General features: G+C 61.2%; 21 protein-coding genes and 1 pseudogene. 10 read left to right on the top strand and 12 right to left on the bottom strand.

What is annotated here, in order from left to right:
- Nucleotides 1–196: 196 nt before the first annotated feature.
- Nucleotides 197–460, bottom strand: coding sequence for a hypothetical protein (locus F8N44_RS17935; RefSeq protein ID WP_150651223.1), 264 nt, complete (start codon nucleotides 458–460; stop codon nucleotides 197–199).
- A gap of 248 nt (nucleotides 461–708) precedes the next feature.
- Here F8N44_RS17935 and F8N44_RS17930 point away from each other — a divergent pair, with 248 nt between their 5' ends.
- The 6 genes from F8N44_RS17930 to F8N44_RS17905 are packed head-to-tail and all read left to right on the top strand — an operon-like array spanning nucleotide 709 to nucleotide 6,134.
- A complete protein-coding gene (locus tag F8N44_RS17930; protein ID WP_150651222.1) occupies nucleotides 709–1,560 on the top strand; it encodes an STAS domain-containing protein in 852 nt (283 codons plus the stop codon).
- Between the two features lie 2 nt (nucleotides 1,561–1,562).
- Entirely contained in the window at nucleotides 1,563–1,925 is a 363-nt protein-coding gene (locus tag F8N44_RS17925; protein ID WP_007912539.1) for an STAS domain-containing protein, read from the top strand.
- The gene (locus tag F8N44_RS17920; RefSeq protein WP_003225570.1) at nucleotides 1,922–2,326 is read left to right on the top strand and encodes an anti-sigma regulatory factor; all 405 of its coding nucleotides are present in this window, start codon (nucleotides 1,922–1,924) and stop codon (nucleotides 2,324–2,326) included. Before F8N44_RS17925 ends, F8N44_RS17920 begins: the two co-directional genes overlap by 4 nt.
- Nucleotides 2,323–3,333 (top strand): ATP-binding protein, encoded by a 1,011-nt coding sequence (locus F8N44_RS17915; protein WP_150651337.1) that lies wholly within the window; start codon nucleotides 2,323–2,325, stop codon nucleotides 3,331–3,333. The genes F8N44_RS17920 and F8N44_RS17915 overlap by 4 nt, the downstream gene beginning before the upstream one ends.
- Nucleotides 3,326–4,201, top strand: a complete 876-nt coding sequence (locus F8N44_RS17910; protein WP_150651221.1) for a sensor histidine kinase — start codon at nucleotides 3,326–3,328, stop codon at nucleotides 4,199–4,201. The genes F8N44_RS17915 and F8N44_RS17910 overlap by 8 nt, the downstream gene beginning before the upstream one ends.
- Nucleotides 4,191–6,134, top strand: coding sequence for a response regulator (locus tag F8N44_RS17905; RefSeq protein WP_150651220.1), 1,944 nt, complete (start codon nucleotides 4,191–4,193; stop codon nucleotides 6,132–6,134). The genes F8N44_RS17910 and F8N44_RS17905 overlap by 11 nt, the downstream gene beginning before the upstream one ends.
- Nucleotides 6,135–6,270: 136 nt before the next feature.
- On the opposite strand, the gene F8N44_RS17900 is transcribed toward F8N44_RS17905, so the two are convergent.
- From F8N44_RS17900 to F8N44_RS17890, 3 genes are all read right to left on the bottom strand, one after another.
- Nucleotides 6,271–8,904, bottom strand: a complete 2,634-nt coding sequence (locus F8N44_RS17900; RefSeq protein WP_150651219.1) for an excinuclease ABC subunit UvrA — start codon at nucleotides 8,902–8,904, stop codon at nucleotides 6,271–6,273.
- A gap of 31 nt (nucleotides 8,905–8,935) precedes the next feature.
- On the bottom strand, nucleotides 8,936–11,047 hold the full coding sequence (locus F8N44_RS17895; protein WP_150651218.1) for a PAS domain-containing sensor histidine kinase: 2,112 nt from the start codon (nucleotides 11,045–11,047) through the stop codon (nucleotides 8,936–8,938).
- Between the two features lie 134 nt (nucleotides 11,048–11,181).
- The gene (locus F8N44_RS17890; protein ID WP_150651217.1) at nucleotides 11,182–11,871 is read right to left on the bottom strand and encodes a GntR family transcriptional regulator; all 690 of its coding nucleotides are present in this window, start codon (nucleotides 11,869–11,871) and stop codon (nucleotides 11,182–11,184) included.
- Between the two features lie 115 nt (nucleotides 11,872–11,986).
- Between F8N44_RS17890 and F8N44_RS17885 the strand changes: the two are divergent.
- A pseudogene (locus tag F8N44_RS17885) lies at nucleotides 11,987–12,241 on the top strand (flavin reductase family protein); the annotation flags it as partial.
- Between the two features lie 130 nt (nucleotides 12,242–12,371).
- On the opposite strand, the gene F8N44_RS17880 reads toward F8N44_RS17885, so the two are convergent.
- From F8N44_RS17880 to F8N44_RS17845, 8 genes are all read right to left on the bottom strand, one after another.
- The gene (locus tag F8N44_RS17880) at nucleotides 12,372–13,031 is read right to left on the bottom strand and encodes a DUF799 domain-containing protein (RefSeq protein ID WP_150651216.1); all 660 of its coding nucleotides are present in this window, start codon (nucleotides 13,029–13,031) and stop codon (nucleotides 12,372–12,374) included.
- Entirely contained in the window at nucleotides 13,028–13,399 is a 372-nt protein-coding gene (locus tag F8N44_RS17875; RefSeq protein ID WP_007912524.1) for a DUF4810 domain-containing protein, read from the bottom strand. Before F8N44_RS17875 ends, F8N44_RS17880 begins: the two co-directional genes overlap by 4 nt.
- Before the next feature lie 29 nt (nucleotides 13,400–13,428).
- Nucleotides 13,429–14,115 (bottom strand): CsgG/HfaB family protein, encoded by a 687-nt coding sequence (locus F8N44_RS17870; protein ID WP_166674995.1) that lies wholly within the window; start codon nucleotides 14,113–14,115, stop codon nucleotides 13,429–13,431.
- 289 nt (nucleotides 14,116–14,404) lie between these two features.
- A complete protein-coding gene (locus F8N44_RS17865) occupies nucleotides 14,405–17,503 on the bottom strand; it encodes an error-prone DNA polymerase (RefSeq protein ID WP_224794786.1) in 3,099 nt (1,032 codons plus the stop codon).
- Entirely contained in the window at nucleotides 17,479–18,894 is a 1,416-nt protein-coding gene (locus F8N44_RS17860; protein ID WP_150651214.1) for a Y-family DNA polymerase, read from the bottom strand. Before F8N44_RS17860 ends, F8N44_RS17865 begins: the two co-directional genes overlap by 25 nt.
- 7 nt (nucleotides 18,895–18,901) lie before the next feature.
- Entirely contained in the window at nucleotides 18,902–19,519 is a 618-nt protein-coding gene (gene imuA / locus F8N44_RS17855) for a translesion DNA synthesis-associated protein ImuA (protein WP_150651213.1), read from the bottom strand.
- Nucleotides 19,519–20,136: a transcriptional repressor LexA gene (gene lexA / locus F8N44_RS17850; protein ID WP_150651212.1), complete on the bottom strand. Its 618-nt coding sequence runs from the start codon at nucleotides 20,134–20,136 to the stop codon at nucleotides 19,519–19,521. Before lexA ends, imuA begins: the two co-directional genes overlap by 1 nt.
- 158 nt (nucleotides 20,137–20,294) lie before the next feature.
- Nucleotides 20,295–21,212, bottom strand: coding sequence for a LysR family transcriptional regulator (locus tag F8N44_RS17845; RefSeq protein ID WP_150651211.1), 918 nt, complete (start codon nucleotides 21,210–21,212; stop codon nucleotides 20,295–20,297).
- Between the two features lie 103 nt (nucleotides 21,213–21,315).
- Between F8N44_RS17845 and F8N44_RS17840 the strand changes: the two genes are divergently transcribed.
- The 3 genes from F8N44_RS17840 (at nucleotide 21,316) to F8N44_RS17830 (ending at nucleotide 25,831) form a co-directional block, all read left to right on the top strand.
- Complete coding sequence (locus tag F8N44_RS17840) at nucleotides 21,316–23,058, top strand: amidohydrolase (RefSeq protein ID WP_150651210.1); 1,743 nt, start codon at nucleotides 21,316–21,318, stop codon at nucleotides 23,056–23,058.
- A gap of 148 nt (nucleotides 23,059–23,206) precedes the next feature.
- Complete coding sequence (locus F8N44_RS17835) at nucleotides 23,207–23,944, top strand: TorF family putative porin (RefSeq protein ID WP_150651209.1); 738 nt, start codon at nucleotides 23,207–23,209, stop codon at nucleotides 23,942–23,944.
- Nucleotides 23,945–24,178: 234 nt separating this feature from the next.
- Nucleotides 24,179–25,831 carry a phosphoethanolamine transferase gene (locus F8N44_RS17830; RefSeq protein WP_412071520.1) on the top strand — a complete coding sequence of 551 codons (1,653 nt, stop codon included), beginning with the start codon at nucleotides 24,179–24,181 and terminating at the stop codon, nucleotides 25,829–25,831.
- Nucleotides 25,832–25,930: the final 99 nt, after the last annotated feature.

Genomic DNA, 25,930 nt, shown 5'->3' with positions numbered 1-25,930 from the left:
AGGATCTGAACAGCCCCCGACTTGAAATCTCGAGTTGAACTCAGCTTTTGAAAAGCACCGAGATCGGCTCCCTTTCCCCCTCGCCCCCCGTGGGGGAGAGGGCTGGGGTGAGGGGGATCGATCTAAACCACACCACAAATCCAAAGCAAAAAAAGGCCGCATCCATAAGATGCGGCCTTGTCATATCCGCCGAACATCAACCCCCATCGGTATCAATATCGGCATCCGTCTCCTCCCCCGGCTTCGCCCGATCCGGCTGCGGTTCGAAGCCCGGACTGAACTCATTGTCGTTGTCCGTGTGCTTGTTCTTCTGATCCACCGCCGGATCGCCACTCTGCGCCTGCCCGCCATCGCCTTGCTGCTGCGTCGGCACCGGCTGCCCCGGCACCTGCGGGTCGATAGCCGGATCATTGCGATTGATCGGTTCGCCAGATTGGCTCTGCTTCGTTTGCTCGTTCATGGCCACCTCGTTGGTCAAACACCCCCGGCACACATCCGCCGGGTGTCAAAGATTCGAAGCCTGCCCCGCGCCATCGTTCAAAACATCGCCGCTCGCCGTCACGCCGACTAGAGTTACCGGGACGTTCCCTGCGCCAGATCAAAAATATACGTGCAGGAACGAACAACTATTTCGAACGGCAAATGTCGATCGCTTCGCGGCGATCATTTTCCCGATCGCCCCCCAATTCGCGACGGAGCAACAGGCACATGGCAGCACTGCAGAACAGCACACTCGATGCGATGAAAAACAAACAAACGCAACTGCTGGGCGAATGGATCAACGGCCTGCAAGCCAGCGGCGCCACGCGCAATCTGAAAGATCACGATCTACAACAACAGACCAGCGAGTTCCTGCAACTGGTGGTCAATGGCATCGAGAACGACAACGGCACCAACATCGCCGCACCGGGTTGGGAAGCCACCCGCCAGTTCCTCGAAAAGCTCTCCCACAGCCGCGCCCTGCTCGGCCAGGACTCGCAGCAGACCGCCAGTTTCATCTTCGCCCTCAAGGGCCCGCTGTTTAACCTGCTGCAGAGCCATTACAAAGACCAGCCTGCGCTGCTCGCCGAACAGCTCTGGGAAGTCTCGGAACTGCTCGACGCGTTCGGCATGCACACCATCCGCACCTTCCAGAAATCCCGCGAAGCGGTGATCAAGCGTCAGCAGGAAGAACTGCTGGAGCTGTCGACCCCGGTGGTCAAGCTGTGGGACGGCGTGCTGGCGCTGCCGATGATCGGCACCCTCGATTCGCAACGCACGCAAGTGGTCATGGAATCGCTGCTGCAACGCATCGTCGACACCGGTTCGGAAATCGCCATCATCGATATCACCGGCGTGCCGACCGTCGACACGCTGGTCGCACAACACCTGCTGAAAACCGTGACCGCGATCCGCCTGATGGGCGCCGACTGCATCATCAGCGGCGTGCGTCCGCAGATCGCGCAAACCATCGTCCACCTCGGTCTCGACCTGCAAGGCGTGGTGACCAAGGCCAATCTGGCCGACGCGTTGAAACTGGCCCTGACCCGTCTGGGTGTCAGCCTCGTCAAGACGGTATAAACATGGAACGTATCCCGATTCTCCAGATGGGCAAGTTCCTGCTGGTGACCATTCAGGTCGACATGCATGACCAGCTCGCCCTCACATTGCAGGATGACTTGTCCGAGCGCATCAGCAAGACCTCGGCGCGCGGGGTGTTGATCGACATCTCGGCGCTGGACATGGTCGACTCGTTCATTGGCCGGATGATCAGCACGATCTCCGGCCTGTCGAAAATCATGGACGCCGAAACCATGCTGGTCGGCATGCAGCCGGCCGTGGCGATCACCTTGGTCGAGCTCGGCCTGACCCTGCCCGGTGTCAGCACGGCACTGAACGTCGAGCGCGGGATGAAACTGCTGCAGGAACGAGTAGACCGGCAATGACCGTACGCAGCAGCGGTACTCAACCCATCCACATCGAGCAGGACGTCGTGCTCGCGCGCCAGACCGCACGCAAACTGGCCACCGAATGCGGAATGCGCCTGATCGACCTGACCAAAATGGTCACAGCAGTCAGCGAACTGGCCCGCAACACCATGGTTTACGGTGGCGGCGGCGACATGGACTGGCAGATTCTCGATGAAGATCACAAAGTCGGTCTGCGCTTGACGTTCCGCGACGAAGGCCCGGGCATTGCCGACATCAAACTGGCGATGACCGACGGCTGGACCTCCGGCAGCGGCATGGGCCTGGGCCTGACCGGCGCGAAACGGCTGGTCGAAGAATTCGAACTGGACACCGAGCCCGGCAAGGGCACTCGCATAACGATTACCCGATGGACATGAATATCAGCGGGTCGATGACCCAGGTTTTACTGATCGAAGACAGCAGCCAGATCGGCCACGCACGGCGCACGGCGCAACAACTGGCCGAACAGCATGGCTTTGATGAGCGCGATGCCGGGCGCGTGGCGCTGGTCGCTACGGAGCTTGCGAGCAATGTGCTCAAGCACGCCAACCACGGTGAAATGCATCTGCGGGTGCTGCCGCGCATTGATGGTTTCGGCATTGAGTTGCTCGCCATCGACCGTGCTCAGGGGTTTGATTTGCAGGCCTGTATGCCCGACGGGTTCTCCACCGGAGGCACCCAAGGCATTGGCCTTGGCTCGATATCACGCCAGACCGAAGTGTTTGATGTGTACGCCGATGCCCGTGGCGCGGTGTTATTGGCCCGGTTTTATCCACGCACGGATCGCGAGCCTGACATGCGTTTTGGGGTCAGCCAGCACTCGTTGCACAACGATCCGGCGTGCGGCGATGTCTGGCACCTGGCGTATGACAACGGCAGCATCAGCGCGCTGATCATCGACGGCCTCGGTCACGGTGAAGACGCCGAACGCGCCGGGCGGGCCGGAGCGCAAACCTTCGCTCTGATGCCTTTCGCCGAGCCGGTGATGCTGATGGAAGACATGCACCGCGACATGATCGGTACTCGCGGCGGCGCTGTCGCGTTTGCCCAATTCGATGCACGGCGCGACAGCCTGACCTTCGCCGGCGTCGGCAACATCGGCGCCAGCCTGATCAACGCCGACAAGTCCCGCGGACTGGCTTCGCACCCGGGCATTGTCGGCGTGCAATACCGGAAAGCCCGGCCCTTTGACTATGCTCACGTGAACGGACATCTATTGATCATGTACAGCGACGGCTTGCAGTCCCGTTGGAACCTTCAAGACTACCCCGGCCTGGTGCACCGCCATCCTGCCGTGATAGCCAGCGTCCTGCACCGCGACTTCTGCCGCGGGCGCGACGATGTAACGGTGCTGGTCGTTGCCCTGGAGGCCGCCCATGGCTGAGTCGCCGATTCTGAGCAGTGCCGAGCAGGCTGCGCTGATTGCGCAGTTGCAGAGCGAAACCGCAGCCCTGCGCGAAGAACTCGATGAAACCAATCAGGGCGTGCTGGCGCTGTACGCCGAACTTGATGTACAGGCTGAGGAACTGCGCCAGGCTTCGGATCTGAAAAGCCGTTTTTTGTCGTACATGAGCCACGAGTTCCGCACGCCGCTGGGTTCGATCCTGAGCATCAACAGCCTGCTCGCCGATGAGCTCGACGGCCCGCTCAGTCCCGAGCAACACAAGCAGGTGGCGTTCGTCAGCACGGCTGCGCGCGAACTCAGCGACATGGTCGATGACCTGCTCGATCTGGCGAAGATCGAGGCCGGACGCATCAGCATTTCCCCGGCATGGTTCGACATGTTCGACCTGTTCTCGGCCCTGCGCGGGATGTTCCGGCCAATCGTCGACGCCAGCGCCGTGGACCTGATTTTCGAAGAGCCGGTCGGTTTGCCACGCCTGTACACCGATGACAAGAAACTCGCGCAGATCCTGCGCAACTTCATTTCCAACTCGCTGAAGTTCACCACCCGTGGCGAAGTGCGGGTTTCCGCGCGGCTCGAAGGGGCGGACAAGGTGCGTTTTGCCGTTAGCGACACCGGAATCGGTATCGCACCAGAGCTGCATGGTGCATTGTTCGAGGACTTTTCCCAGGTCGACTCGCCGTTGCAGAAACGTCTGCGCGGCACCGGGCTGGGCCTGTCGCTGTGTAAACGCTTCGCCGCCCTGCTCGGCGGTGAAGTCGGGATGGACAGTGCGCCGGGGGTCGGCTCGACCTTTTTCGTGATCATCCCGTTGGCGATCGCTCTGGAGAACGTCGATGAAACGTGACATCCGCTTGTTGATCGTCGACGACAACGTCGCCACCCGCTACGCCCTGCGCCGACGGCTGGAGCGTCACGGCTATGAGGTGCTGGAAGCCGGCACCGGCGGCGAGGGGCTGGCGTTGATCGAAAGTGAAGTGCTCGACGCACTGATCCTCGACGTCAATCTGCCGGACATGAGCGGCTTCGACATCGTACGGATTCTGCGCGCGGACAGCCGCACGGCGCTGTTGCCAGTGATCCACGTGTCCGCCGCCTCGATCCAGACTGGCGACATCATCACCGGCCTCAATGCCGGCGCTGATGCCTATCTGATTCACCCGGTCGACCCCGACGTGCTGCTGGCCACCCTGCGCACGCTGCTGCGGGTACGCGACACGGAAAATGCCCTGCGCGAAAGTGAAGCGCGCTTCCGTGAGATTTTCGTCAATGTGTCCGCGCCGATCGCGGTGCTCGATGCCAGCCTCAAGGTGCATGAGTGCAACCATGCCTTCGCGCAACTGATTCTCGACGATCAGGACCCGCAAATCCTGCGTGAATGCTTCGCCGAGGAGCAGAGCGCGATCCTCAATGAACTGCGCCTGCGCCTGGTCGATGGCGAGCGCTGGAAAGGCACGCTGAACATGCGTGTGCAGGGCGAGATTCGCGAGACCGAGTGGCAGATTTCGCCGTACCGGACGCCGGAGCTGAGCCTGGTGTTTGTCGAAGACGTCACCGAACACCGCCATCGCGAGCGCTCGCATCTGGCGCGCCTGGACGACACCACCACGCAACTGGCCAAAGAGGTCGCCGAGCGTGCGCGCGCTGAGGCGCAGTTGCTGCAAGTGCAAAAAATGGACGCACTGGGCAAGCTCACGGGCGGTATCGCCCACGACTTCAACAACCTGCTGACCGGGATCATCACCAGCCTGGAGCTGATCCAGAAACGTGTTGCCGATCAACGTCTGGACAAGGTGCAGTTTTATTCCGAAGCGGCGCTGAATTCGGCGATGAGTGCCGCCTCACTTACCCATCGTTTGCTCGCCTTTGCCCGTCAGCAGCCGCTGGATACACGGCCGGTCGACATCAACGAACAAGTACGCTCACTGGAAGAACTGCTGGTGCGCACCATCGGTGAGCGAATCACCCTCAAGCTTGAATTGACCAGCAAACCGGCGATCGCCCTGGTCGACCCGGTGCAGCTGGAAAGCGCGGTGTTGAACCTGGTAATCAACGCCCGCGATGCGCTGCCGGCGGGCGGCAATATCTGGGTCAACACCTACGCCGCCTACTCCCACGGTGATCCGAACATGGCCGATGGCGCTTACGTGGCGCTGTCGGTGCGTGACGACGGGACCGGGATCGAGCACAACGTCATCGATAAAGTCTTCGATCCGTTTTTCACCACCAAACCGTTGGGCCAGGGCACGGGGCTGGGGTTGTCGACGATCTATGGTTTTGCCCGCCAGTCGGGCGGCGATGCGCACATCCGCAGCGTCGCGCGGCGCGGCACCGAAGTGACGATCATGTTGCCGGCCACCACCGACCCGACCGGGGCCGACATCCCCGCGCCAGTGGTTGACCCGCAAGGCACTGGCGAGCATGTGCTGATTGTCGAGGACATGCCGTCGGTACGCATGTTTGTCACTGAAGTGCTGGAAGACGCGGGTTATCGCTGCACCCAAGCGGCGGATATCGAAACGGCGCTGGAACGCCTGCAGAATGATCCGTCGATCAACCTGCTGCTGACCGACGTTGGTTTGCCGCGCATGAGCGGTCGTGAGTTGGCGGATGTTGCGCGGGGCTGGCGTGAGGGATTGCCGATCCTGTTCATGACCGGGTATGCGGAAACGGCGATCAACCGCCAGGTGTTTCTGGGCAGCGGCATGGACATGCTGGTCAAGCCGTTTCAGATCAGTGAATTGCTCGACAAGGTTCGCCGCACCCTCGATGGTGCCTGATCAACCGCTTTCGCGAGCAAGCTCGCTCCCACAGGTTTTAGTGATGTACGCGGAATAGGCGTACACACAAAACCACTGTGGGAGCGAGCTTGCTCCGGGCGGCGTTCCGACGAAGACGTCAGCCCTGCCAACACACCTATCGGTTCAAAGCCCGAGCCAAAAACGGCGCGGTCTTGCTCTTCTTGCTCGCCGCAACCTTCTGCGGCGTGCCCGCCACGACAATCCTGCCGCCCTGATCCCCTGCCCCCGGCCCGATGTCGATCACCCAGTCACTCTGCGCGACCACGCGCATTTCGTGCTCGACCACGATCACCGTGTGCCCTGCCGTCACCAGCGAATCCAGCTGCTCCAGCAACCGGTCAACATCGCGCGGGTGCAGCCCGGTGGTTGGTTCATCCAGCACATACAAGGTCGCGCCGCGCTGGTTGCGCTGCAACTCGGTGGCCAGTTTGATGCGCTGTGCTTCGCCGCCGGACAGTTCCGTGGCCGGTTGCCCGAGACGCAGATAACCCAGGCCAATGTCCCGCAACACTTCCAGTGAACGGCGAATGCCCGGTTGCTCGGCGAAGACTTCCACCGCTTCATCCACGGTCAGTTGCAACACCTGCGCAATGCTCAAACCCTGCCAGAGAATCGCCAGCGTCTGCGGGTTGTAGCGCGCGCCATGACAAGTTGGACACGGTGCATAGACACTCGGCATGAACAACAACTCGACGCTGACAAACCCCTCACCTTCGCAAGTGGCGCAACGGCCTTTGGCGACGTTGAAGGAAAACTGCCCGGCGTCATAGCCTGCCGCCCGTGCATCGTCGGTCGCGGCATACAGTTTGCGCACGTTGTCGAACAAACCGGTGTAGGTCGCCAGATTCGAGCGTGGCGTGCGGCCGATCGGTTTCTGATCGACCTGCACCAAGCGCTTGATCGACTCCAGCCCAGACACGATCTGGCCGCTGCTGAGTTGCGGTGCGTCGTCTTCGAGGCTGAGTTCCTCCGGTTCGCTTTCCAGCGTGGGACGGCCCAACTGCGCGCCGACCAGTTCCAGCAATGCCTGACTGACCAGACTCGACTTGCCCGAGCCGGACACACCCGTCACCGAGGTAAAGCAGCCCAAGGGAAATTCGGCACTGAGGTTGTTCAGATTATTGCGGGTGATGCCCTCGAGTTTCAGCCACGCCGTCGGTTTACGTGCCGTTCTTGTCTGGCGTTGCGACTCGGCAAACAGATATGCGCGAGTCTGCGACTGTGCGATCCCGGCCAGACCTGCAGGCGGGCCGCTGTACAACACCTGCCCACCCTGCTCGCCCGCCGCCGGACCCACGTCGATCAGCCAGTCGGCACGGCGCATGGTTTCCAGGTCATGCTCGACGACGAACAGCGTGTTGCCGTCAGCCTTCAAGCGTTGCAAGGCTTCGAACAGCGCTTCGCCATCGGCCGGATGCAAACCGGCGGATGGCTCGTCGAGTACATAAATCACCCCGAACAATTGCGAGCCCAACTGCGTCGCCAAACGCAAGCGCTGCAACTCACCCGACGACAGCGTCGGCGTGCTGCGCTCCAGCGCCAGATAGCCGAGGCCCAGATCGGTCAGGGTGCTGACCCGCTCCAGCAAGTCCTCGGCAATACGCTGCGCCGCCAGGCGTTTCTCCAGCGACAGGTTCGGCGTGTGCCGCACATCCGGCGCGCTGGCATGGCCGCTGGCGCCATGGGCCACCCGCTGCTGGCGGGCCTCGCGGGTTTGCGCGTGGCTCAAGGTCTCGCCGGTTTCCTCGACGTGCTCCAGATAACTTTGCGCTGCCACGGGTTTCAAAACCTCGGCCACTTGCAGCAGTGGCATCTGCGCCAGCTCACCGATGTCGTACCCGGCAAACGTCACCGACAACGCTTCACGCTTCAGGCGCTTGCCGTCACACAGCGGGCAAGGACTGCCGAGCATGAACTGCGACACGCGCTTCTTCATCAGCGCACTTTGCGAATGGGTGAACGTGTGCAAGATATAGCGGCGCGCACCGGTGAAGGTGCCCTGATAACTCGGCTCCATCTTGCGCTTGAGGGCGACGCGGGTTTCTTCCGGGGTCAGCCCGGCGTACACCGGCACGGTCGGGGTTTCTTCGGTGAAGAGAATCCAGTCGCGCTGTTTTTTCGGCAGCTTCTTCCACGGGATGTCGACATCGATGCCCATGGTCACGAGGATGTCGCGCAGGTTCTGCCCCTGCCACGCCAGCGGCCAGGACGCCACCGCGCGCTGGCGGATGGTCAGGTTGGGATCGGGCACCATAAGCGCTTCGGTGACTTCATACACCCGGCCGAGGCCATGGCATTCAGGGCACGCGCCTTGCGGGGTGTTCGGCGAAAAGTCCTCGGCATACAACATCGGTTGCCCCGGCGGATAACTGCCGGCGCGCGAATAGAGCATGCGGATCAGGCTCGACAACGTCGTCACGCTGCCCACCGACGAGCGCGTACTCGGCGTACCGCGTTGCTGTTGCAGAGCGACGGCCGGTGGCAGGCCTTCGATGGAGTCGACATCCGGCACGCCGACCTGATCGATCAGCCGTCGCGCGTACGGCGCCACCGATTCGAAGTAACGGCGCTGGGCTTCGGCATACAAAGTCGAGAACGCCAGCGACGACTTGCCCGAACCGGACACCCCGGTAAACACCACCAGTGCATCGCGGGGGATGTCGACATCGACGTTTTTCAGGTTATGTTCACGGGCGCCGCGCACCCGGACCATGCCGGCGGGCGCTTTAGAGGTGCGTTTGGAAGTCATCGACCTGCCTTGGTGAAGGAATGTTCAACGCTCAGCTACCGAGCACCACCCGAATCATCTGCAACATGGTTTCCGGGCTATACGGTTTGCCGAGCAAGTGCGTGTCAGGGCTTAACTGGTGATTGCGCGAAATGATGTCGCGGGTGTGCCCGGAGGTGAACAGCACCGCCACCGGCGGCGTCTGTACCTTGGCCCAGGCAAACAGGTCAGAGCTTTTGATCAGCCCCGGCATGACCACGTCAGTGAAGATCAAGTCGACCTCGACGCCGTCGAGGAGCATTTGCATGGCCGCATCGCCATTGCCGGCGGTCAGCACGCGGTAACCCTCCTCGCGCAACAACTCGACGGCCGAGGCGCGCACGGCGTCGTTGTCTTCGACTACCAGAATCGTCTCGTGGCCACCGCTCTGCTGCCGTTGCAGATTGGGGGCTTCATCAAGGATCGGCCGCAGGCTACGCGGGAAGTACAACTGCACCCGCGTGCCCTCACCGACGGTACTGGCGATCTCGACGTGGCCGCCGCTCTGCTTGACGAAACCGAACACCATGCTCAGGCCCAGACCGGTGCCTTGGCCATCGGCCTTGGTGGTGAAAAACGGTTCGAACACCTGCTCCAGAATGCCTGGCGCGATGCCGGCGCCGGAGTCACTGACCGCGACGCGGACAAACTCGCCGGGGACGATGCCTTTGCCGGCGCAGAACTCGCGATCGAGGCGCACGTTGGCAGCGCTGAGCGCAATGGTGCCCTCGCCCTTCATCGCATCGCGAGCGTTGATCGCCAGATTGAGAATGGCGTTTTCCAACTGGTTGCGGTCGACGTTGATATGCCACGGTTGCTGCGGCAGTTGCACATCGATCTGAATGGTTTCACCCAGCGCTCGCTGCAACAATTCGCCGACGCCTTCGAAAATCTGCCGCGGGTTGCACACCGCTGGAGACAACGGCTGGCGTCGGGCAAACGCGAGCAATTGCGAGGACAGCTTGGCACCGCGTTCGACCGCCGCCAGTGAGGCGCTGACTCGGCGCTGCACATTGGCGTTGTTCGGTTCGTGACGTGCAAGCAGATGCAGATTGCCGGCGATCACTTGCAACAGATTATTGAAGTCGTGAGCGACGCCACCGGTCAAACCGCCAATGGCTTCGAGCTTCTGCGACTGACGCAACTGCTCTTCAGCCGCCAGCCGCGCCTCGACTTCTTCGCCGACGCGCTGTTCGAGGTTACGGGTGAATTTGAGCAGGGATTCTTCGGCAATCTTGCGTTCATGAATGTCGATCAGCACCCCGGGAAAGCGCAACGGCTTGCCGTGCTCGTCGAACTCGCAAGCGCCGCTGGCCAGCACCCACAGATAACTGCCGTCACTGCGCCGGACGCGATATTCGGCGTTATACGGCTCACCGGTCTGCACGGAATGGGCGATTCGTTCCTGTACCCAGGCGTGATCATCGGGATGGATGCGTGACTCGGCAATGTCCTGGGCCAGATTGTTCAGGTCATGATCCGGCGGATAAGAGAACGTACGGGCGAAACGCTCGTCTGCTGACAATGTGTTGTTTTTCACGTCCCAGACAAACGAGCCAAGCAAGGCACCGGCATTCAGCGCCAGACGTACCCGCTCATTGTCAGCGCGGTAAGCCTTTTCGGCGGCCTGACGGCGGCGTTCGGAGTGCATGAATTCCGTGGTTTCCACCACCATCGCCATCACCCCGGCTGGCACCCCGTCATCGTTGGCGATCGGGCTGTAATACAAATCCATCCACACGTCTTCGGGGACGCCATCGCGCAACAGCACCAGTTCTTTATTGCGGTAAGACAAAGTGCCGCCGGCCAGGCAGGTATCGACCACGTGCCGGTTGAAATCGGCGACTTCCGGCCAACCCAGCTCCACCGGCGCACCGAGTAGATACGGGTGCCGACCACCGGCAAATATCGAATAGGCATCGTTGTAGATCATGTAGCCGGCGCGGCCCCAGAGCATGACCATTGGCAGCGGCGACGCCAGCATCAATTGCACCGCGCTGCACAGGCTGGCTGGCCAGGTGTCCAGCGGGCCGAGTTCGGTATGGCGCCAGTCGAACGCACTGATGCGTCCGGCCATTTCGCCTTTCCAGCCCTCACAACCATGGCTATCGGATAAAAACTGCATCGACTGACTCAGTGTCCTTAGGTGGTTGCCCGATAAATCGCGGCGCCATAACGACGCGACGCCCGTCTGTTTCGAGCGTCTTCAGTCGCATTGGTTTCATTAGAGGTATAGCCGATTTCATCCCGGTCTGGAGCCTAGACCCCGATCAGGTGCTTGAGCGGATGGTAGCCAGTTTTCATCTTCGCGGCGACGTCGAGGATGGCTTTCTCGATACCGTTCAAATGCATGCAAGTCAGCTCGATGGCAGCGCTCTGATTGCCGGCCTCGATGTACTCGATCAGGCGCAAATGCTCGTCGTCGCGGCACACTTCATGACTGTCGTCGTCTAACGCCGCGGCATACAGCGAAGCGCGGGAAATCAGCTTCTGGAACCAGTCAAGCAGCACCGGATTATTCAGGCTGCGCGCCAGTTTGATGTGGAACTCGCCGAGCAGATGAATCAGCCGCTCATGATCGCCCGCCGCATGGGCTTCATCTTCCAGCAGCAGGTGTTCGCGCAGGTCCTGCATCGCGGTGCTGTCCTTGCGCCGGCACAGTTCAGTGACGATGCCGATCTCGATCAGCCGCCGGGTTTCGAACAGCGAGCGAAGCTCTTCATTGCTCGGCAGCGATACCGACGCCCCTTTATTGGGCTCGGTGGTGACCAGTCCATCGGCCTCCAGTTGCTTCAATGCGGCGCGCACCGACGTGCGGCTGACATTGAATAACTCGGCCAACGAGGCCTCGCCCAGCTTCATCCCCGGGCGCAACGAACGCTTGCTGATCGCCTCGTAAATCCCTTGGTAGACGCGGTCGACCGTGGTTTCCGGTTTCTTCTCGGTCATTCGAACACTCCTTTAGCGTCAGGCAACCTGCCCTTGGCGGTGCCTGACCATGGAAAAAGGGCGGCAGACGCAGGTTAATCCGGGCCTTGGCAAATTGCATTCATATATTGCATACCAACGGATGATGGCGCTGAACATCGGTCAGTCGCGGGAGATCATTTTTGGCGAGGTGGTGATGGCGTATGTGCGCGATGAGTTGATCGATCCGAAGACGCTGTATATCGATCAATTGGGCCTGGATGCGATCAGGCGCATGGGTGGCCATGGCTACGCACGAACCCGCGATTACTTCGACCTGCCGAACCGCTCGTTGCAAGCGTGGACGGAAGCGCCGGGCGGTGGCGAGCGGTTTTGGCCGGCCGCCAAATAACCCAGAAGAGAAACGCATCACCCCTGTGGGAGCGAGCCTGCTCGCGAAAGCGGTACATCAGACAAATAATCTTTGAATGACAGACCGCCTTCGCGAGCAGGCTCGCTCCCACAGGGATTTATATCGTTTCTCAGTCGGTGCCGTACTTCGGCGAGCGCGGGCCGTACAGCAGGCCTGCCCGATGTCCGGCCGAGAGCAGACGATTGCTCGCCACACCGGCAATCGGGTAGCCGGCATCGGTGGCGCTGTTGATGATCTGCTTCACCGCCGCCGAAATCAGCATGCCGACGATACCGCCGGCATTGCTATTGCCGCCCTCTTCGCTCGACGCCCGTGCCGAACCGGTCCACAGCGTGGTGCCGCTTTTCAGGTCGACCAGTTTCGCCGTCGCGGTCACCGCCGTTTCGCTGCTGATCACCATGTAACGCGTACCGTATTCGGTCACGGTGATGTACAGCGCCGCGTCCGCACCGAAGATCTCCTTCAGTTTGCTCGGCGGTGCCTGATGGATATCGTCCGGGGTGCTCAGGCCGTTCTGGCGGAACGTCTCGTCAACCAGCGCGATCGGCAGCACGTAGTAACCGGCTTCGGCCAGTGGGAAGGTCACCTGCGACAACAGGCTGTACGACGCCTTCACATCCGGCGAAGTGTTCAGCGGTGGCAGCACCAGAATGGTTTTCGGCCGCGCCTGCTTATAAGCCGAGTAATCCACGGTCTTGGGCGCAACGCAGCCACCCAGCACGGTCAGGGCCAGACCGGCGGCCAGCAGCTTCAAGGTACGCGCGATCATTTCGCGTCTCCGCTCTTGGCGTTCTTGAGCAGGAAATCCATGTACGTCCCGGACTCGGGGAACAGGGTTTTCTCGGTTTTGAACTGCTGCACCATCTGGTCGTCCTTGCCCATGCTCAGATAGAGCAGGCCAAGGTGCGCGTGGTAACCCGGCGGTACGGCTTTGCCGGTGGAGCGGATTTTCTGCAGGTCACGTTCCAGTGCTTCAGCCTGGGCTTCTTTCGGCTCTTCGCCTTTGAAGTATTCGTAGACCTGCGGTTCGTAGCCTTCCCATTGGTACAGGGTTTGCGGGCCGGAAGCACAACCGGCCAGCAAGGCACTGGCAGCCAGCGTCAGCGCCATCAACGAGCGCGACAAATTCAGAGTCATGGGGTGTTGCTCCTTGCAATGGGCGTCGATCAGTTACCCGGTTTCCAGGCACCGGCGTTCATGCCATCCACCAGACGATTGATCGCCTCGCGCATGGCCAGATCCAGTACTTTGCCGTTGAGGGTGGAGTCGTAGGCAGCGGTGCCGCCGAAGCCGATGATTTCGCGGTTGGACAGTGCGTATTCGCCAGCGCCCTGAGTCGAATACACCACTTCCGAGGTGCTGATATTGACGATGTTCAGGTTGACCTTGGCGTAAGCGACCTGGGTCTTGCCACGGCCGAGAATGCCGAACAACTGGTGATCGCCAGTCTCTTTGCGGCCGAACTCGGTGACGTCACCGGTAACCACGTAATCAGCACCTTTGAGACGCTGGGCCTGGCCCTTGATCGCCGCTTCCTGCTGGATTTCACCCATGTTGTCGCGGTCCAGCACGCTAAAGCGGTTGGTCTGCTGCAGGTGAGTGATGAGGATGGTCTTGGCCTGACCGCCGAGACGGTCGACACCGTCGGAGAAGATCCCACGCATGTAGCTGGAGCGGTTGTCGAACTTACCCACAGCCATTGGCACGCGAACGCCGGTCCAGACCTGGGAGGCGCTTTCAACCTTGGCCACCGGCAGCGCGCGCGAGCTTTCGGTGGCGCAACCGGCGAGTGTGCCGGCAATCGTGCCGAGCACAGCAATCGCGACGCCTGAGACCAGCATCCGGGAGATCATTCTCACTGAGTATTCCTTTGAAAAACGGGGATGTCCCGGCGCGGCAATGCGCGGCGGGAGCTGAAAAGGGCCGGCATTATGACAAAGTGCCATCATTGAGGACAGGTTTTTTTGACGCCAGTGAATTGGCTTGATTGGCCTTACGCAAATCCATTGTGGGAGCGAGCTTGCTCGCGAAAGCGGTTCGTCATTCAACGAATATTTGTCTGATGCACCGCCTTCGCGAGCAAGCTCGCTCCCACAGGGTTTTGTGTCTGACTTGGGTTGGTGTTTGGCTTGGGAGAAAGGATCAGTGGAAATCGCGGCTCTGCACGCGAATGCCATTAAGCAATGGGCTGAGGTCGCTCAAACGCCCGGCGATCAGGTGGCGCACTTCGCCTTCGCGCTCCCAGCGGCCATCGACCTTGAGCAATTGCGAACCGACCAGTACTTGCCGCTGACGCTCGGCCAGATCACGCCAGACCACCACGTTGACGTTGCCAAACTCGTCTTCCAGCGTCACAAACGTCACACCACTGGCGGTGCCCGGTCGTTGGCGTCCGGTGACCAGCCCGGCGACGCTCACCGGCCGACCGTGCTCGACGTCGAGCAATTCCTGCGAACTGCGGCAGCGCCGGGCTTTGAGTTCACCGCGCAACAGTGCCAGCGGATGCGGCCCCAGCGTGGTGCCGACCGTGGCGTAATCGGCATGCAGATCCTCGCCAACGCTGGGTTTGGGCAGCAGCACTTCCGGTTCCTCCTGACTCGGCAACCCGGCAAACAGACCCAACTGTTTCTGCACCCCGGCCACTTCCCAGCGCGCCCGATGTCGATGCCCGGCCAGGCCGCGCAACGCCCCTGAGTCGGCGAGCAACGCCTGCGCCCGACTGTCGAGCGCCGCCCGCTCGCCCAAGTCGGCGACATCGGCAAATGCCCCACGCGCCCGCGCCGCCTCGATGCGCCGGGCATCGTCTTCGCGAAAGCCCTTGATCATGCGCAGGCCCATGCGAATCGCCGGTTGCGCCGCTGTGGTGGTTTCCAGGCTGCAATCCCAATCACTTGCGCGCACGTCGACCGGGCGGATCTGCAACTGATGCCGGCGCGCATCCTGGAGAATCTGGTCCGGACTGTAGAAACCCATCGGCCAGCTATTGATCAGCGCACAGGCAAACGCCGCCGGTTCGTGGCACTTGAGCCAGCAACTGGCGTAGGTCAGCAAGGCAAAACTGGCGGCGTGGGATTCGGGAAAACCGTAGCTGCCGAAGCCTTTGATCTGCTCGAAAATTTGCGCGGCGAATTCCGGTGTGTAGCCGTTTTTCTTCATGCCGGCGGCGAGGCGTTCCTTGTGCGGCTCGAGTCCGCCGTGGCGTTTCCACGCGGCCATCGAGCGGCGCAACTGATCGGCCTCTCCGGGGCTGTAATCGGCGGCGACAATGGCGATCTGCATCACCTGTTCCTGAAACAGCGGCACGCCGAGGGTGCGTTTGAGCACCACTTCCAGTTCCGGTGACGGATAGGTTTCCTCTTCTTCCTTGTTGCGGCGGCGCAGGTACGGATGGACCATCCCGCCCTGAATCGGCCCGGGGCGGACGATGGCCACTTCGATCACCAAGTCATAGAACTTCGCCGGTTTCAGACGTGGCAGCATCGACATTTGTGCGCGGGACTCGATCTGGAACACGCCAATGGTGTCGGCGCGACTGATCATCTCGTAGGTCGGTTTGTCTTCGGCCGGGATAGTCGCCAGGCTCAGGTCCAGATTGCGATGGCGACGCAGCAAATCGAAGCAGCGACGAATTGCGCTGAGCATGCCGAGGGCGAGGATATCTACTTTGAGCAGGCCAACCGCGTCGAGGTCGTCCTTGTCCCACTGGATGATCGTGCGCTCGGCCATCGCCGCGTTCTCGACCGGCACCAGCGTGTCCAGCGGTTGCTCGGAAATCACGAAGCCACCGGGGTGTTGCGACAGGTGCCGAGGGAAGCCGATCAGTTGTCCGGTCAGGCTCAATACCCGGCGCAGCACCGGACTTTCCGGGTCAAAGCCGCCCTCGACCAAGCGCTCCAGCGGCGGTGTTTCATCGCTCCAGTGGCCGCAGCAATCGGCCAGTGCGTTGATCTGATCCGGCGGCAGGCCGAGGGCCTTGGCCACATCGCGTACGGCGCCAGCAGCGTGATAAGTGCTGACCACTGCGGTCAACGCCGCGCGACCACGGCCGTAACGGCGAAACACGTATTGCAGGACTTCTTCGCGGCGTTCGTGCTCGAAGTCGACGTCGATGTCCGGCGGTTCATTGCGCTCCTTCGACATAAAACGTTCGAACAGCAACGTGGTGCGGTCCGGGTCGATCTCGGTGATGCCCAAGGCAAAGCACACCGCCGAGTTGGCCGCCGAGCCACGGCCCTGACACAAAATGCTCTGGTCGCGGGCAAAGCGCACCACGTCGTGCACGGTGAGGAAGTAGCTTTCGTAGCCGAGTTCGGCGATCAGCTTCAGCTCTTTGTTGATCTGCCGCAGCACCTTGAAGGGCGCGCCTTTCTTCCAGCGCCAGGCGATGCCTTCCTTGGTCAGTTGCCTTAGCCAGGAACTGGCGCTGTGCCCCTCGGGCACCAGTTCTTTCGGATACTGATAACGCAATTCACCCAGATCGAAAGTGCAGCGCCGGGCCAGATTCACCGATTCGTCGAGCAAGGCTTGGGGATACAACTCGCGCAACACCTCGACGCTGCGCAAATGTCGCTCGCCATTGGGATGCAAACGCAACCCGGCCTCGGCCACTGGCACGTGATGCCGGATCGCGGTCATGGTGTCCTGCAAGGCGCGGCGACCACGGGCGTGCATGTGCACATCGCCGCTGGCCACGGCCGGAATCTGCAACTCGGTGGCCAGACTTAACAACGCCGTCAGCCGCTGCTGATCGTCCTGGCCACGATGCAATTGCACCGCCAGCCACAAGCGTTCGGCGAAGGTCTGCTGCAGCCAACGGCCCTCTTCCACGTCATCGAGTGAATCCGGCACCCACAACACCAGCAACCCCGGCAACGACTCGGCGAAGTCTTCGCGCAACACCTGATACTGGCCTTTCTGCGTGCGCCGCCGGGCGCGGGTGATCAAGCCGCACAGGGCCTGATAACCCGCCAGGTTCTCCACCAGCAGCACCAGTTTCGGGCCGTTTTCAATGCGTACTTCACTGCCGATGATCAGCGGCAGCTCAACGGACTTCGCCGCTTGCCAGGCGCGAACGATCCCGGCCAGCGTGCATTCATCGGTGATCGCCAGCGCCTGATAGCCGTGTTTTTTTGCCCGTTGAAACAGCTCAAGGGCACTGGAAGCACCGCGCTGAAAACTGAAGTTCGACAGGCAGTGCAGTTCGGCATAACCGTCGCTCATGCAAACCAGCCCTGCAGCCACAACGGACCGCCCTCACCCACCGTGCGATAAGCCCAGCCCTGTTGGCCGACGCGGTTCTGGATCAGGTAATAATCGCGGCGCACATCGTCGCCGTCCCACCAGCCGGACTCGATGCGCTCCGGGCCCATGAGAATCCGCGCCGAACCTTGCGCCACGCTCTGCGGTTCACCGAGCAGCCAACCCGGACGGTGCACGCTCGGCAAGCCTGCGCAGCGCTGTTTGTCGACGCCGTGCTGCCACGCGCACTCCGGGCGATGATCAGCCTGAAAACGCAGCCCCTGCACGGCGTCATCACCGAGCCGTGCGCGCAGGCGTTCGCGCAACTGCTCCCACGGCAAGGTCTGCTGCGGACGGTCGTCGAACAGTTCCTGAAACTGCGGGACGAAACTCGGCAGGTCCTCGGCGCGCAGACGAAAGCCGCGCACGGGCGCCTCGACTTGCACCTGTTCCAGCCGCCCGCGCGCCAGTTCGAAAAGCATCGCCGGATCACGTTCGGCACTGAGCAAACCGACCTTGATCACGCTGTCCGGCAGCCCGGCGTGTTCCAGATGCAGGTCGAAACGCTGTACGCCGCTGTCACGCCCGCAGAGGAACGCCGACAGGTCACCGGTCAAACGGCGTAACGGGAACAGCAAGGCCTGATGCGACTGCACGTCGAAATTCAGTTCGATGCGCACATCGAAGCGATCCGGCGGCAAGTAAAATTCCAGCGCCAAGGGTCGCGCACCGAACAAGGTGTCGAGATGCTTGAGCATCTGCGCCTCGAAACGGCGGGCCAGTGCCTGACGCGGCAGGCTCTGCACCTGACTGAGATTGCGCAGACCCATGCGCGACAACGCCGTGGCCACCGCCGGTTCCAGACCGACGCGGTCGACAGGCAACTGACCGAGGTGATGCTGCAAGGCCTCGCCGTCCGGCACCACCAAGCCATCGTAAGCATTGGCCAGCACCCGCGCCGCCACCGGATTCGGTGCGGCGACGATGCGATGGCGAAAACCCAGATCGCTCAGCTCCTTGCGCAACCGTGCTTCGAGCTGTGCCCAGGAACCGAACAGTCCCAGGCTCGATTCGATCTCGAACACCACGGTGCGCGGGTAATGCACGCTGACCTGCGCACTGAAACCGTAGGCCCACGCGGCGAGAAACTGCTGCCAATGCTCGACCTCGGCGGCCTCGTAATCCGCAGTGGCAAACCCTTTGCTCATCGCTTGGGCGGCGGTCATCGACTGGCCGGCGCGCAGACCGAGTTTGCGCGCGGCAGGATTAACCGCTTGCAGCACCCGGCGCTGGGCCGGGCCGCTGAGCAGCACCAACGGTTCATCGGGATCGGGACGCTGACGCAGCACCGCGTCCAAGGCCAATTGCGGAAACAGAATACACACCCAGCGCATGGCGACCTCAGTGACTCACAGCAAAAGCAATTGGCGTCGTACGCGCGAGTCCGCCACGGCACTTGAGGACGCGCAACTGCGCGGGTTTGGCATCGATGGCAATCCGTAATGCCGCCGGTGACGGATTGACCGCTTCGCTCAACGGACGCCAGGCAAATGCCAGGGTCTGGCCGGTTTCCGCTGCCACCTGCAAACGGCGCAACGCGCGGTCATCGGCCTTGTGCGGCCAGCACAGCACCGCGCCGCAACTGCCTGAGCGCAGGCATTGTTCCGCCGCCCACAAGGCATCGCGCTCGCTGGCCTGGATCACCGACAACTGGCGCAGATCAACCCCGGCGTTTTCCCACGCCTGCGGGTACGGCACGAATGGCGGCGCCACCAGCACAATACGCTCGCCCGCCGCCGATAACCGCGCCAGCGTCGGCCAGACCAGTTGCAGTTCGCCGACACCGGGGCCGGCCAGGAGGATTTCACTCAACGCCGCTTCTGGCCAGCCACCGCTGGGCAGTGCCGCGTCCAGCGCCGCATGCCCGGTCGGTTGCGGGCTGGCGGCCGGCGGCGCAGGCCGGCCTTTCCAGACCTGGCCGCCATTGAACAGCGTGTCCAACGCAACGACGGCGCCCATCAGCCTTGCCTCACCAGACCACAGAACACCCCTTCGATGGCCAGATCCTGATCGTCGCGCACGACAATCGGCTGATACGCCGGGTTGCGTGGCAACAACCGCACTTCATCGCCGAGCCGTTCGAAGCGTTTGATGGTGACTTCACCGTCGAGCCGCGCCACGACGATCTGGCCGTTGAGCGCTTCGGGATTGCGCCGCACGCCGACCAGATCGCCGTCGAGAATGCCGTCCTCGATCATCGAATCGCCCTGCACCCGCAGCATGTAGTCGGGCGTGCGCGAGAACAGCGCCGGGTCGAGCAGCAAGCGGCTATGGATGTCGGCATCGGCGCCAATCGGCGCACCGGCAGCGACGCGACCGAGCACGGGGATGTCGAGCAGCTCAGGGCGCGGCGCTTGCCCGAGCAGGCGAATGCCCCGGGCCTGATGCGGGTTGACCTCGATAAACCCGGCTTCGGTGAGCGCGAGCACGTGCTTGCGCGCCACGCTGCGCGAGGCAAAACCAAAAGCCTCGCTGATTTCAGCGAGGCTTGGGGGCTGACCGTGTTCGGCGATGCGATCGCGGATAAACGTCAGGATGGCGGTACGGCGGGGAGTCAGGTTCGTCATGGAGTACATTTGTACTCCTGTAGGATTTTCCTGACAAGCGCCGCCAGTCGGCCTAGGCCGACGTAGGAGCTGCCGAAGGCTGCGATCTTTTGATGTTGTTTTTAAAAAGCCAGATCAAAAGATCGCAGCCTCGTTTCACTCGACAGCTCCTACAGGGAAACGGGGTGTCAGCCCAAGCCGCGTTCGGCAAGGAATTCCGAGATGTAATCAATGAAGGCAACAACCTTCGCCGTGGCCCGACGATGACTCGGATACACCGCCAGAATGTGCGGGCCAAAGGTATCCGGGTCGATCTCATAATCGGCCATGACCCGCACCAGTCGCCCATCGGCAATGTACGGCGCAGCGCTCCACAACGGCGTGTGCAGCAAACCACGCCCGGCCAAAGCACTCGCCAGCAACAAATCGTAATTGTCACTGCGCAACAACGGCGCTGCGGGTTGTGCCAGGCTCAAGCGTTGCCCGTCGCGCTCGGCCCACCAGAATTCGCGGCTAAGCAATGGGTGTTGATAGAGCAGCCATTCATGCTGTTCGAGGGTTTGCGGATTCACCGGCAAGCCCTTGCGAGCCAGGTACTCGGGGCTGCCGCACAACGCCAGACGATTGCTGCCAACCACCCGCGCAATCAACCCCGGCAAATCATCGTGGCCCTCACGCAGCGCCAGGTCGTAGCCGCTTTCCAGCAAATTGACGAAGGCATCACAAAGATCCACTTGCAGGCTGATCTGCGGATATTGCTGCAAAAAGCCGTCACATACCTGATCGAGAAACGCCCGCCCATAGGCCAGCGGTGCGGTGATTTTCAGGCTGCCGCGCAAGCCGTGCTGCAACTGCTCGATTTCCTCACTGGCCTCATCCAGCCGCTGCAACACCAGCCGCGCGGTTTCCAGGTATACCCGACCGATTTCAGTCAACAAAATCCGTCGCGTGCTGCGTTCGAACAGCCGTGCGCCCAGCTCCGACTCCAGGTGATTGACCGCTTTGGTCAGCGCCGACGGGGTCTTGCCCAACTGCTCGGCGGCGCGGCTGAAACTGCCGAGCTGCGCGGTGACCACGAACATTTTCAATGCGCCCAACTTGTCCATGCTTTTTCCATTCAGGCAAAAACGTTTTTCGTGAGGGAGGCGTTCTGTCGGCCGGTGCCAGCCACTAATCTCGCCATCAGACGCAATAACAAGGAAATCTTCAATGAAAAGATTCATCCCGAGTCTGTTGGTAGCCGCTGTAAGTTTTGCCTCGATGGAAGCCATCGCCGCCCCTGATCTGATCCTGCTCAACGGCAAGATTTTCACCGCCGACCGTGCGCAACCCAAAGTGCAAGCGCTGGCCGTGGAGAACGGCAAAGTGCTGAAAGTCGGCAGCGACGCGCAGATCAAAGCCTTGATCGAACCCGGCACTCAAGTGATCGACCTGAAGGGCAAAGCGCTGATGCCCGGGCTGATCGACAGCCATTCCCACGCGATTTTCGGCGGTCTGGAAATGGTCTCGGCGAACCTGGAAGACGAAGTCGTCACCCTCGACGAACTGCAAAAGCGCCTGCGCGACTGGCGTGCAGACGGCAAGGCCAAACATGGCGACGTGCTGAGCATTGCCGGCATGAGTTCGGTTTACTGGGCGCAAGCCGAGGCCTTGGGCAACACCTTCAACAACGGCGAATGGGCCTATGTGCCGGTGGTGTTTATCGGCAGCGACCACCATACGGCATGGGCCAACAACGTCATGCTCAAGCGCGCCGGCATCGACGCCGCGCTGCTGAAAACCCTGCCCGACGCGGAAAAAGACACCATCGGCAAACTGGCCAATGGCGAGCCGAACGGTTTTGTCGTCGACGCCGGATGGGACCGGGTCGCCTCGAAAATGCCGGTGCCAAGCCCCGCCGATATGTTGAAGGCCGCGAAATCAGCGGTGCGCTACAACAACAGCCTCGGCATCACCGCGTGGATGGATCCGGCCGCCAACGCCGCGCCGGGCGAAGCGGTGTTCGCGCTCAAGCCGAGCGAAAAAACCGTCGGCGTGCTGCCAGCCTATAAAGCGCTGTCAGAAAGCGGCGACATGAGCGTGCACGTCGCCGCGCTGCTGGTGGCCAACCCGAAAAGCGTGCCCGCCGACCTCGAGACGCTGGACAAGGTGCGCCAGCAATTTCAGGGCATCCCCAACCTGACTCTACCCGGGATCAAGATCTTCGCCGACGGCGTGATCGAATTCCCGGCGCAGAGCGCGGCGATGATCGATCCGTACAGCAACTCGCACAAACAAGGCGAACTGCTGATCGATCCGCAGCATTTCGGCGAACTGGTCAGCGCCATCGATCAGCGCGGCTGGCTGGTGCACATCCACGCGATCGGCGACCGCGCGGTGCGTGAATCGCTGAACGGCATCGCTCAGGCGCGCAAGGATCGCCAGAGCGGCGTGACCCACTCGATCACTCACCTGCAAATGGTCAACCCGAAAGAGTTCGCCCGTTTCAAACCGCTCAACGTGATCGCCTCGATGCAACTGCTGTGGGCCAGCGCCGACGATTACACCACCGACATGATCAAGCCTTACGTCAGCGCCCTCGCCTTTCGCTATCAGTATCCAGCTCACTCGCTGCTGAAACAGGGTGCGACGATTGCCGGCGCGAGTGACTGGCCGGTGTCGTCGCCGAACCCGTTCAATGCTATGGCCCAAGCGATTACTCGCGTCGGCCCGCTGGGTGTGCTCAATGCCGACGAGCGTCTGGACCGCGACACGATGTTCTATGCCTACACCGTCAACGCGGCGCGCACGATTGGCCTGGAGAAACAGATCGGCTCGCTGACGCCGGGCAAGCAGGCTGACTTTATCGTCCTCGACCGCGACGTGTTCAGCGTCGACAACAAAGCCCTGCACGACACCAAAGTGTTGCAAACCTGGTTCGGCGGCCGCCAGGTCTACCCCGCCGCAAAATAACAACACTGATCCCCCCTGTAGGAGCTGCCGCAGGCTGCGATCTTTTGACTTTGATTTTACAAAACCAAGATCAAAAGATCGCAGCCTGCGGCAGCTCCTACAGGTTTACTTCCTGCCCCCAAAAATAATCACAACATCGGGACTTCACATGAAAGCCTTGCCCCTGTTCGCCCTGAGTTTTTTCAGCCTGCTGCCGTTGAGCAGTTTTGCGATTCCCTTGAACGATGATTTTGCGCTGTTGGTCGACCTGACCCTGGCCAGCGACTACCGCACTCGCGGCATCTCGCAAACCCAAAACGACCCCGCCATGCAGGCCGGCCTGACCCTCGCCCACAGCAGCGGTCTGTACCTCGGCGCGTGGAGCTCCAACGTCGATTTCGGCGGCGGCCTGAAAACCCGCCAGGAAGTGGATTACTACGGTGGCTGGCTGTGGCAGGCGACCGAGGAGGTCAGCCTCGATCTGGGCTACCTCAAGTACGCCTACCCCAAGGAAAGCCAGTTCAACCAGAGCGAGGTCTACGGGATTATCGGTGTCTACGGGGTGAAGCTGGCGGCGTATTACTCCAGCGATGCGCCGGGGATTGATAGCAAACAGAGTTCGCTGTACAGCTATGTCAGCTATGAAACTGAATTGCCGTACAACTCTGGGTTGAAGCTGCGTTACGGCAATATGGATTTCAAGGATCCGCATTTGTATTCGGCGTCCGGCAGCGCCGAAGAGTCGTACCGCGAATGGGAGGTGAAACTCACCCACAATCTGGCGGGGGTGGTGTTGGGGTTGAGCTATATCGACACCGATCTTTCGCAGAGCCAGTGCCTGAGCAATTGGGGCTTCAAGGATGTCTGCACCGCCACCGTCGTCGCCAGCCTCAGCAAATCCTTCTGAAAAACGCTGACCACCTGTGGGAGCGAGCCTGCTCGCGAAGGCGGTGTATCAGTCGCCATCAATGCTGAATGAACCACCGCATTCGCGAGCAGGCTCGCTCCCACAGTTTTGAATGGGTGAGCCAGCTCGGTAGTTGTTACAGGATGTTTACGAATTTTTTACTAATGTTCTTCTACAGTTACCCGCGCAACCGCGTGGTTTTTCTCTTTATGTAGAGGGATGTTTGACATGGCTTTGGGCAACGGACTGCGTTTACCGTCCATCACGCCGACCCGACTGGTCCTGCTGTTTTCGCTGGCACTGGTGGCGTTGTACAACCTGGCAACCTGGAAGGCGCTGGGTACGCTGATCACCCTGCAAGGCGCGCACAAAGTGGCGTTCTTTGCTTCGTTCGGTCTGTTTTTGTGGGCGGCGATCACCCTGCTGCTGACCTTGGTGTCGTTTCGCTGGACACTGAAACCGCTGCTCACCGTGGTCGCCCTGCTCTCGGCCTGCGCCGCGTACTTCATGAACGAATACGGCATCACCATCGACACGGTGATGATTCAGAACGTCTTCGAAACCAACCCCGCCGAAGCCACCGCGCTGTTCAACGGCAAGCTGCTGGCTTACCTGCTGTTGCTCGGTGTGTTGCCGGCGGCGTTGATCTGGCATTGGCCGGTGAGTTATCGGCCGTTCTTTCGCGGTCTGCTCAACAAGGTACTGGTGATCATCGCCTGTGTGCTGGTGATCGCCGCGTCGGTGGGCGCGTTCTATTCGACCTACGCGCCGATCTTTCGCGAAGAAGACAAGCTCACCCACTTCATCAACCCGACCAATTACATCTACGCGATCAGCAAGTACACCAAGCAACGCCTGGGCATCAAAAAGCACTTTGTGGTGCAGGCCATCGGCGAAGACGCGGTGATGAGCGCCAAGGCCGCCAGCCGCGAGAAGAAATCACTGATGGTGTTTGTGGTCGGTGAAACCGCCCGCGCTGATCACTTTTCGCTGAACGGCTATGCGCGCGAGACCAATCCCGAACTGAGCAAACTCGATATCCTCAATTTCACCCAGGTGCACTCCTGCGGCACGTCGACGGCGGTGTCGGTGCCGTGCATGTTCTCGATGTTCCCGCGTGAGGATTACAGCGACAAGAAAGGCAAAACCTACGAAGGCCTGCTCGACATCCTCCAGCGCGCCGGGGTGCAAGTGCTGTGGCTGGACAACAACAGCGACTGCAAAGGCACCTGCCTGCGCGTACCCAATCGCGATATTTCCAAGCATCAGCCGGGGCCGTTCTGCGACGGCAACAACTGTCTCGACGAAGCACTGCTGGCCGATCTGCAAAGCTACATCGACAGCCTCAAGGGCCACGCGATCATCGTCCTGCACGCCGACGGCAGCCACGGCCCGGAATACTACGAGCGCTACCCGAAAGACATGGAGCGCTTCAAACCGATCTGCCATACCAACCAGTTGGGCAGCTGCAGCCGCGATGAACTAGTGAACGTTTACGACAACACGATTCTCTACACCGACCATTTCCTCGCCAAGGTCATCGAACTGCTCAAACGCAATCAGGACTCGCTGGATACCTCGATGGTGTATGTCTCCGATCACGGTGAATCGCTGGGCGAGAATGGCCTGTATCTGCATGCAGCGCCGTATGCGCTGGCACCTGAAGCGCAGACCCATGTGCCGATGGTGATGTGGTTTGGCGACGGCACGCTCGCCAGTGAGGGGATTGATCGCAGTTGCCTGCAAGGCAAGACCGGGCAGGCGGATCTGAGCCACGACAACCTGTTTCACTCGGTGCTGGGGTTGTTTGAGGTGAGGACGTCGGTGTATCAGCCGGGGCTGGATATTTTCTATGGCTGCCGACCGTCGATGACTGCCGCGCAATAACCGAAAAGACACTGCAAAACCCTGTGGGAGCGTGCTTGCTCGCGAATACGGTAGATCAGTCAAAACAGATGTCGACTGACCCGCCGCCTTCGCGAGCAA

The organism is Pseudomonas fluorescens, assembly GCF_902497745.1.
Taxonomy (GTDB): domain Bacteria; phylum Pseudomonadota; class Gammaproteobacteria; order Pseudomonadales; family Pseudomonadaceae; genus Aquipseudomonas; species Aquipseudomonas fluorescens_BM.
Note: the sequence above shows the minus strand (reverse complement) of the source record. Positions and strands in the feature narration are given on the sequence as shown.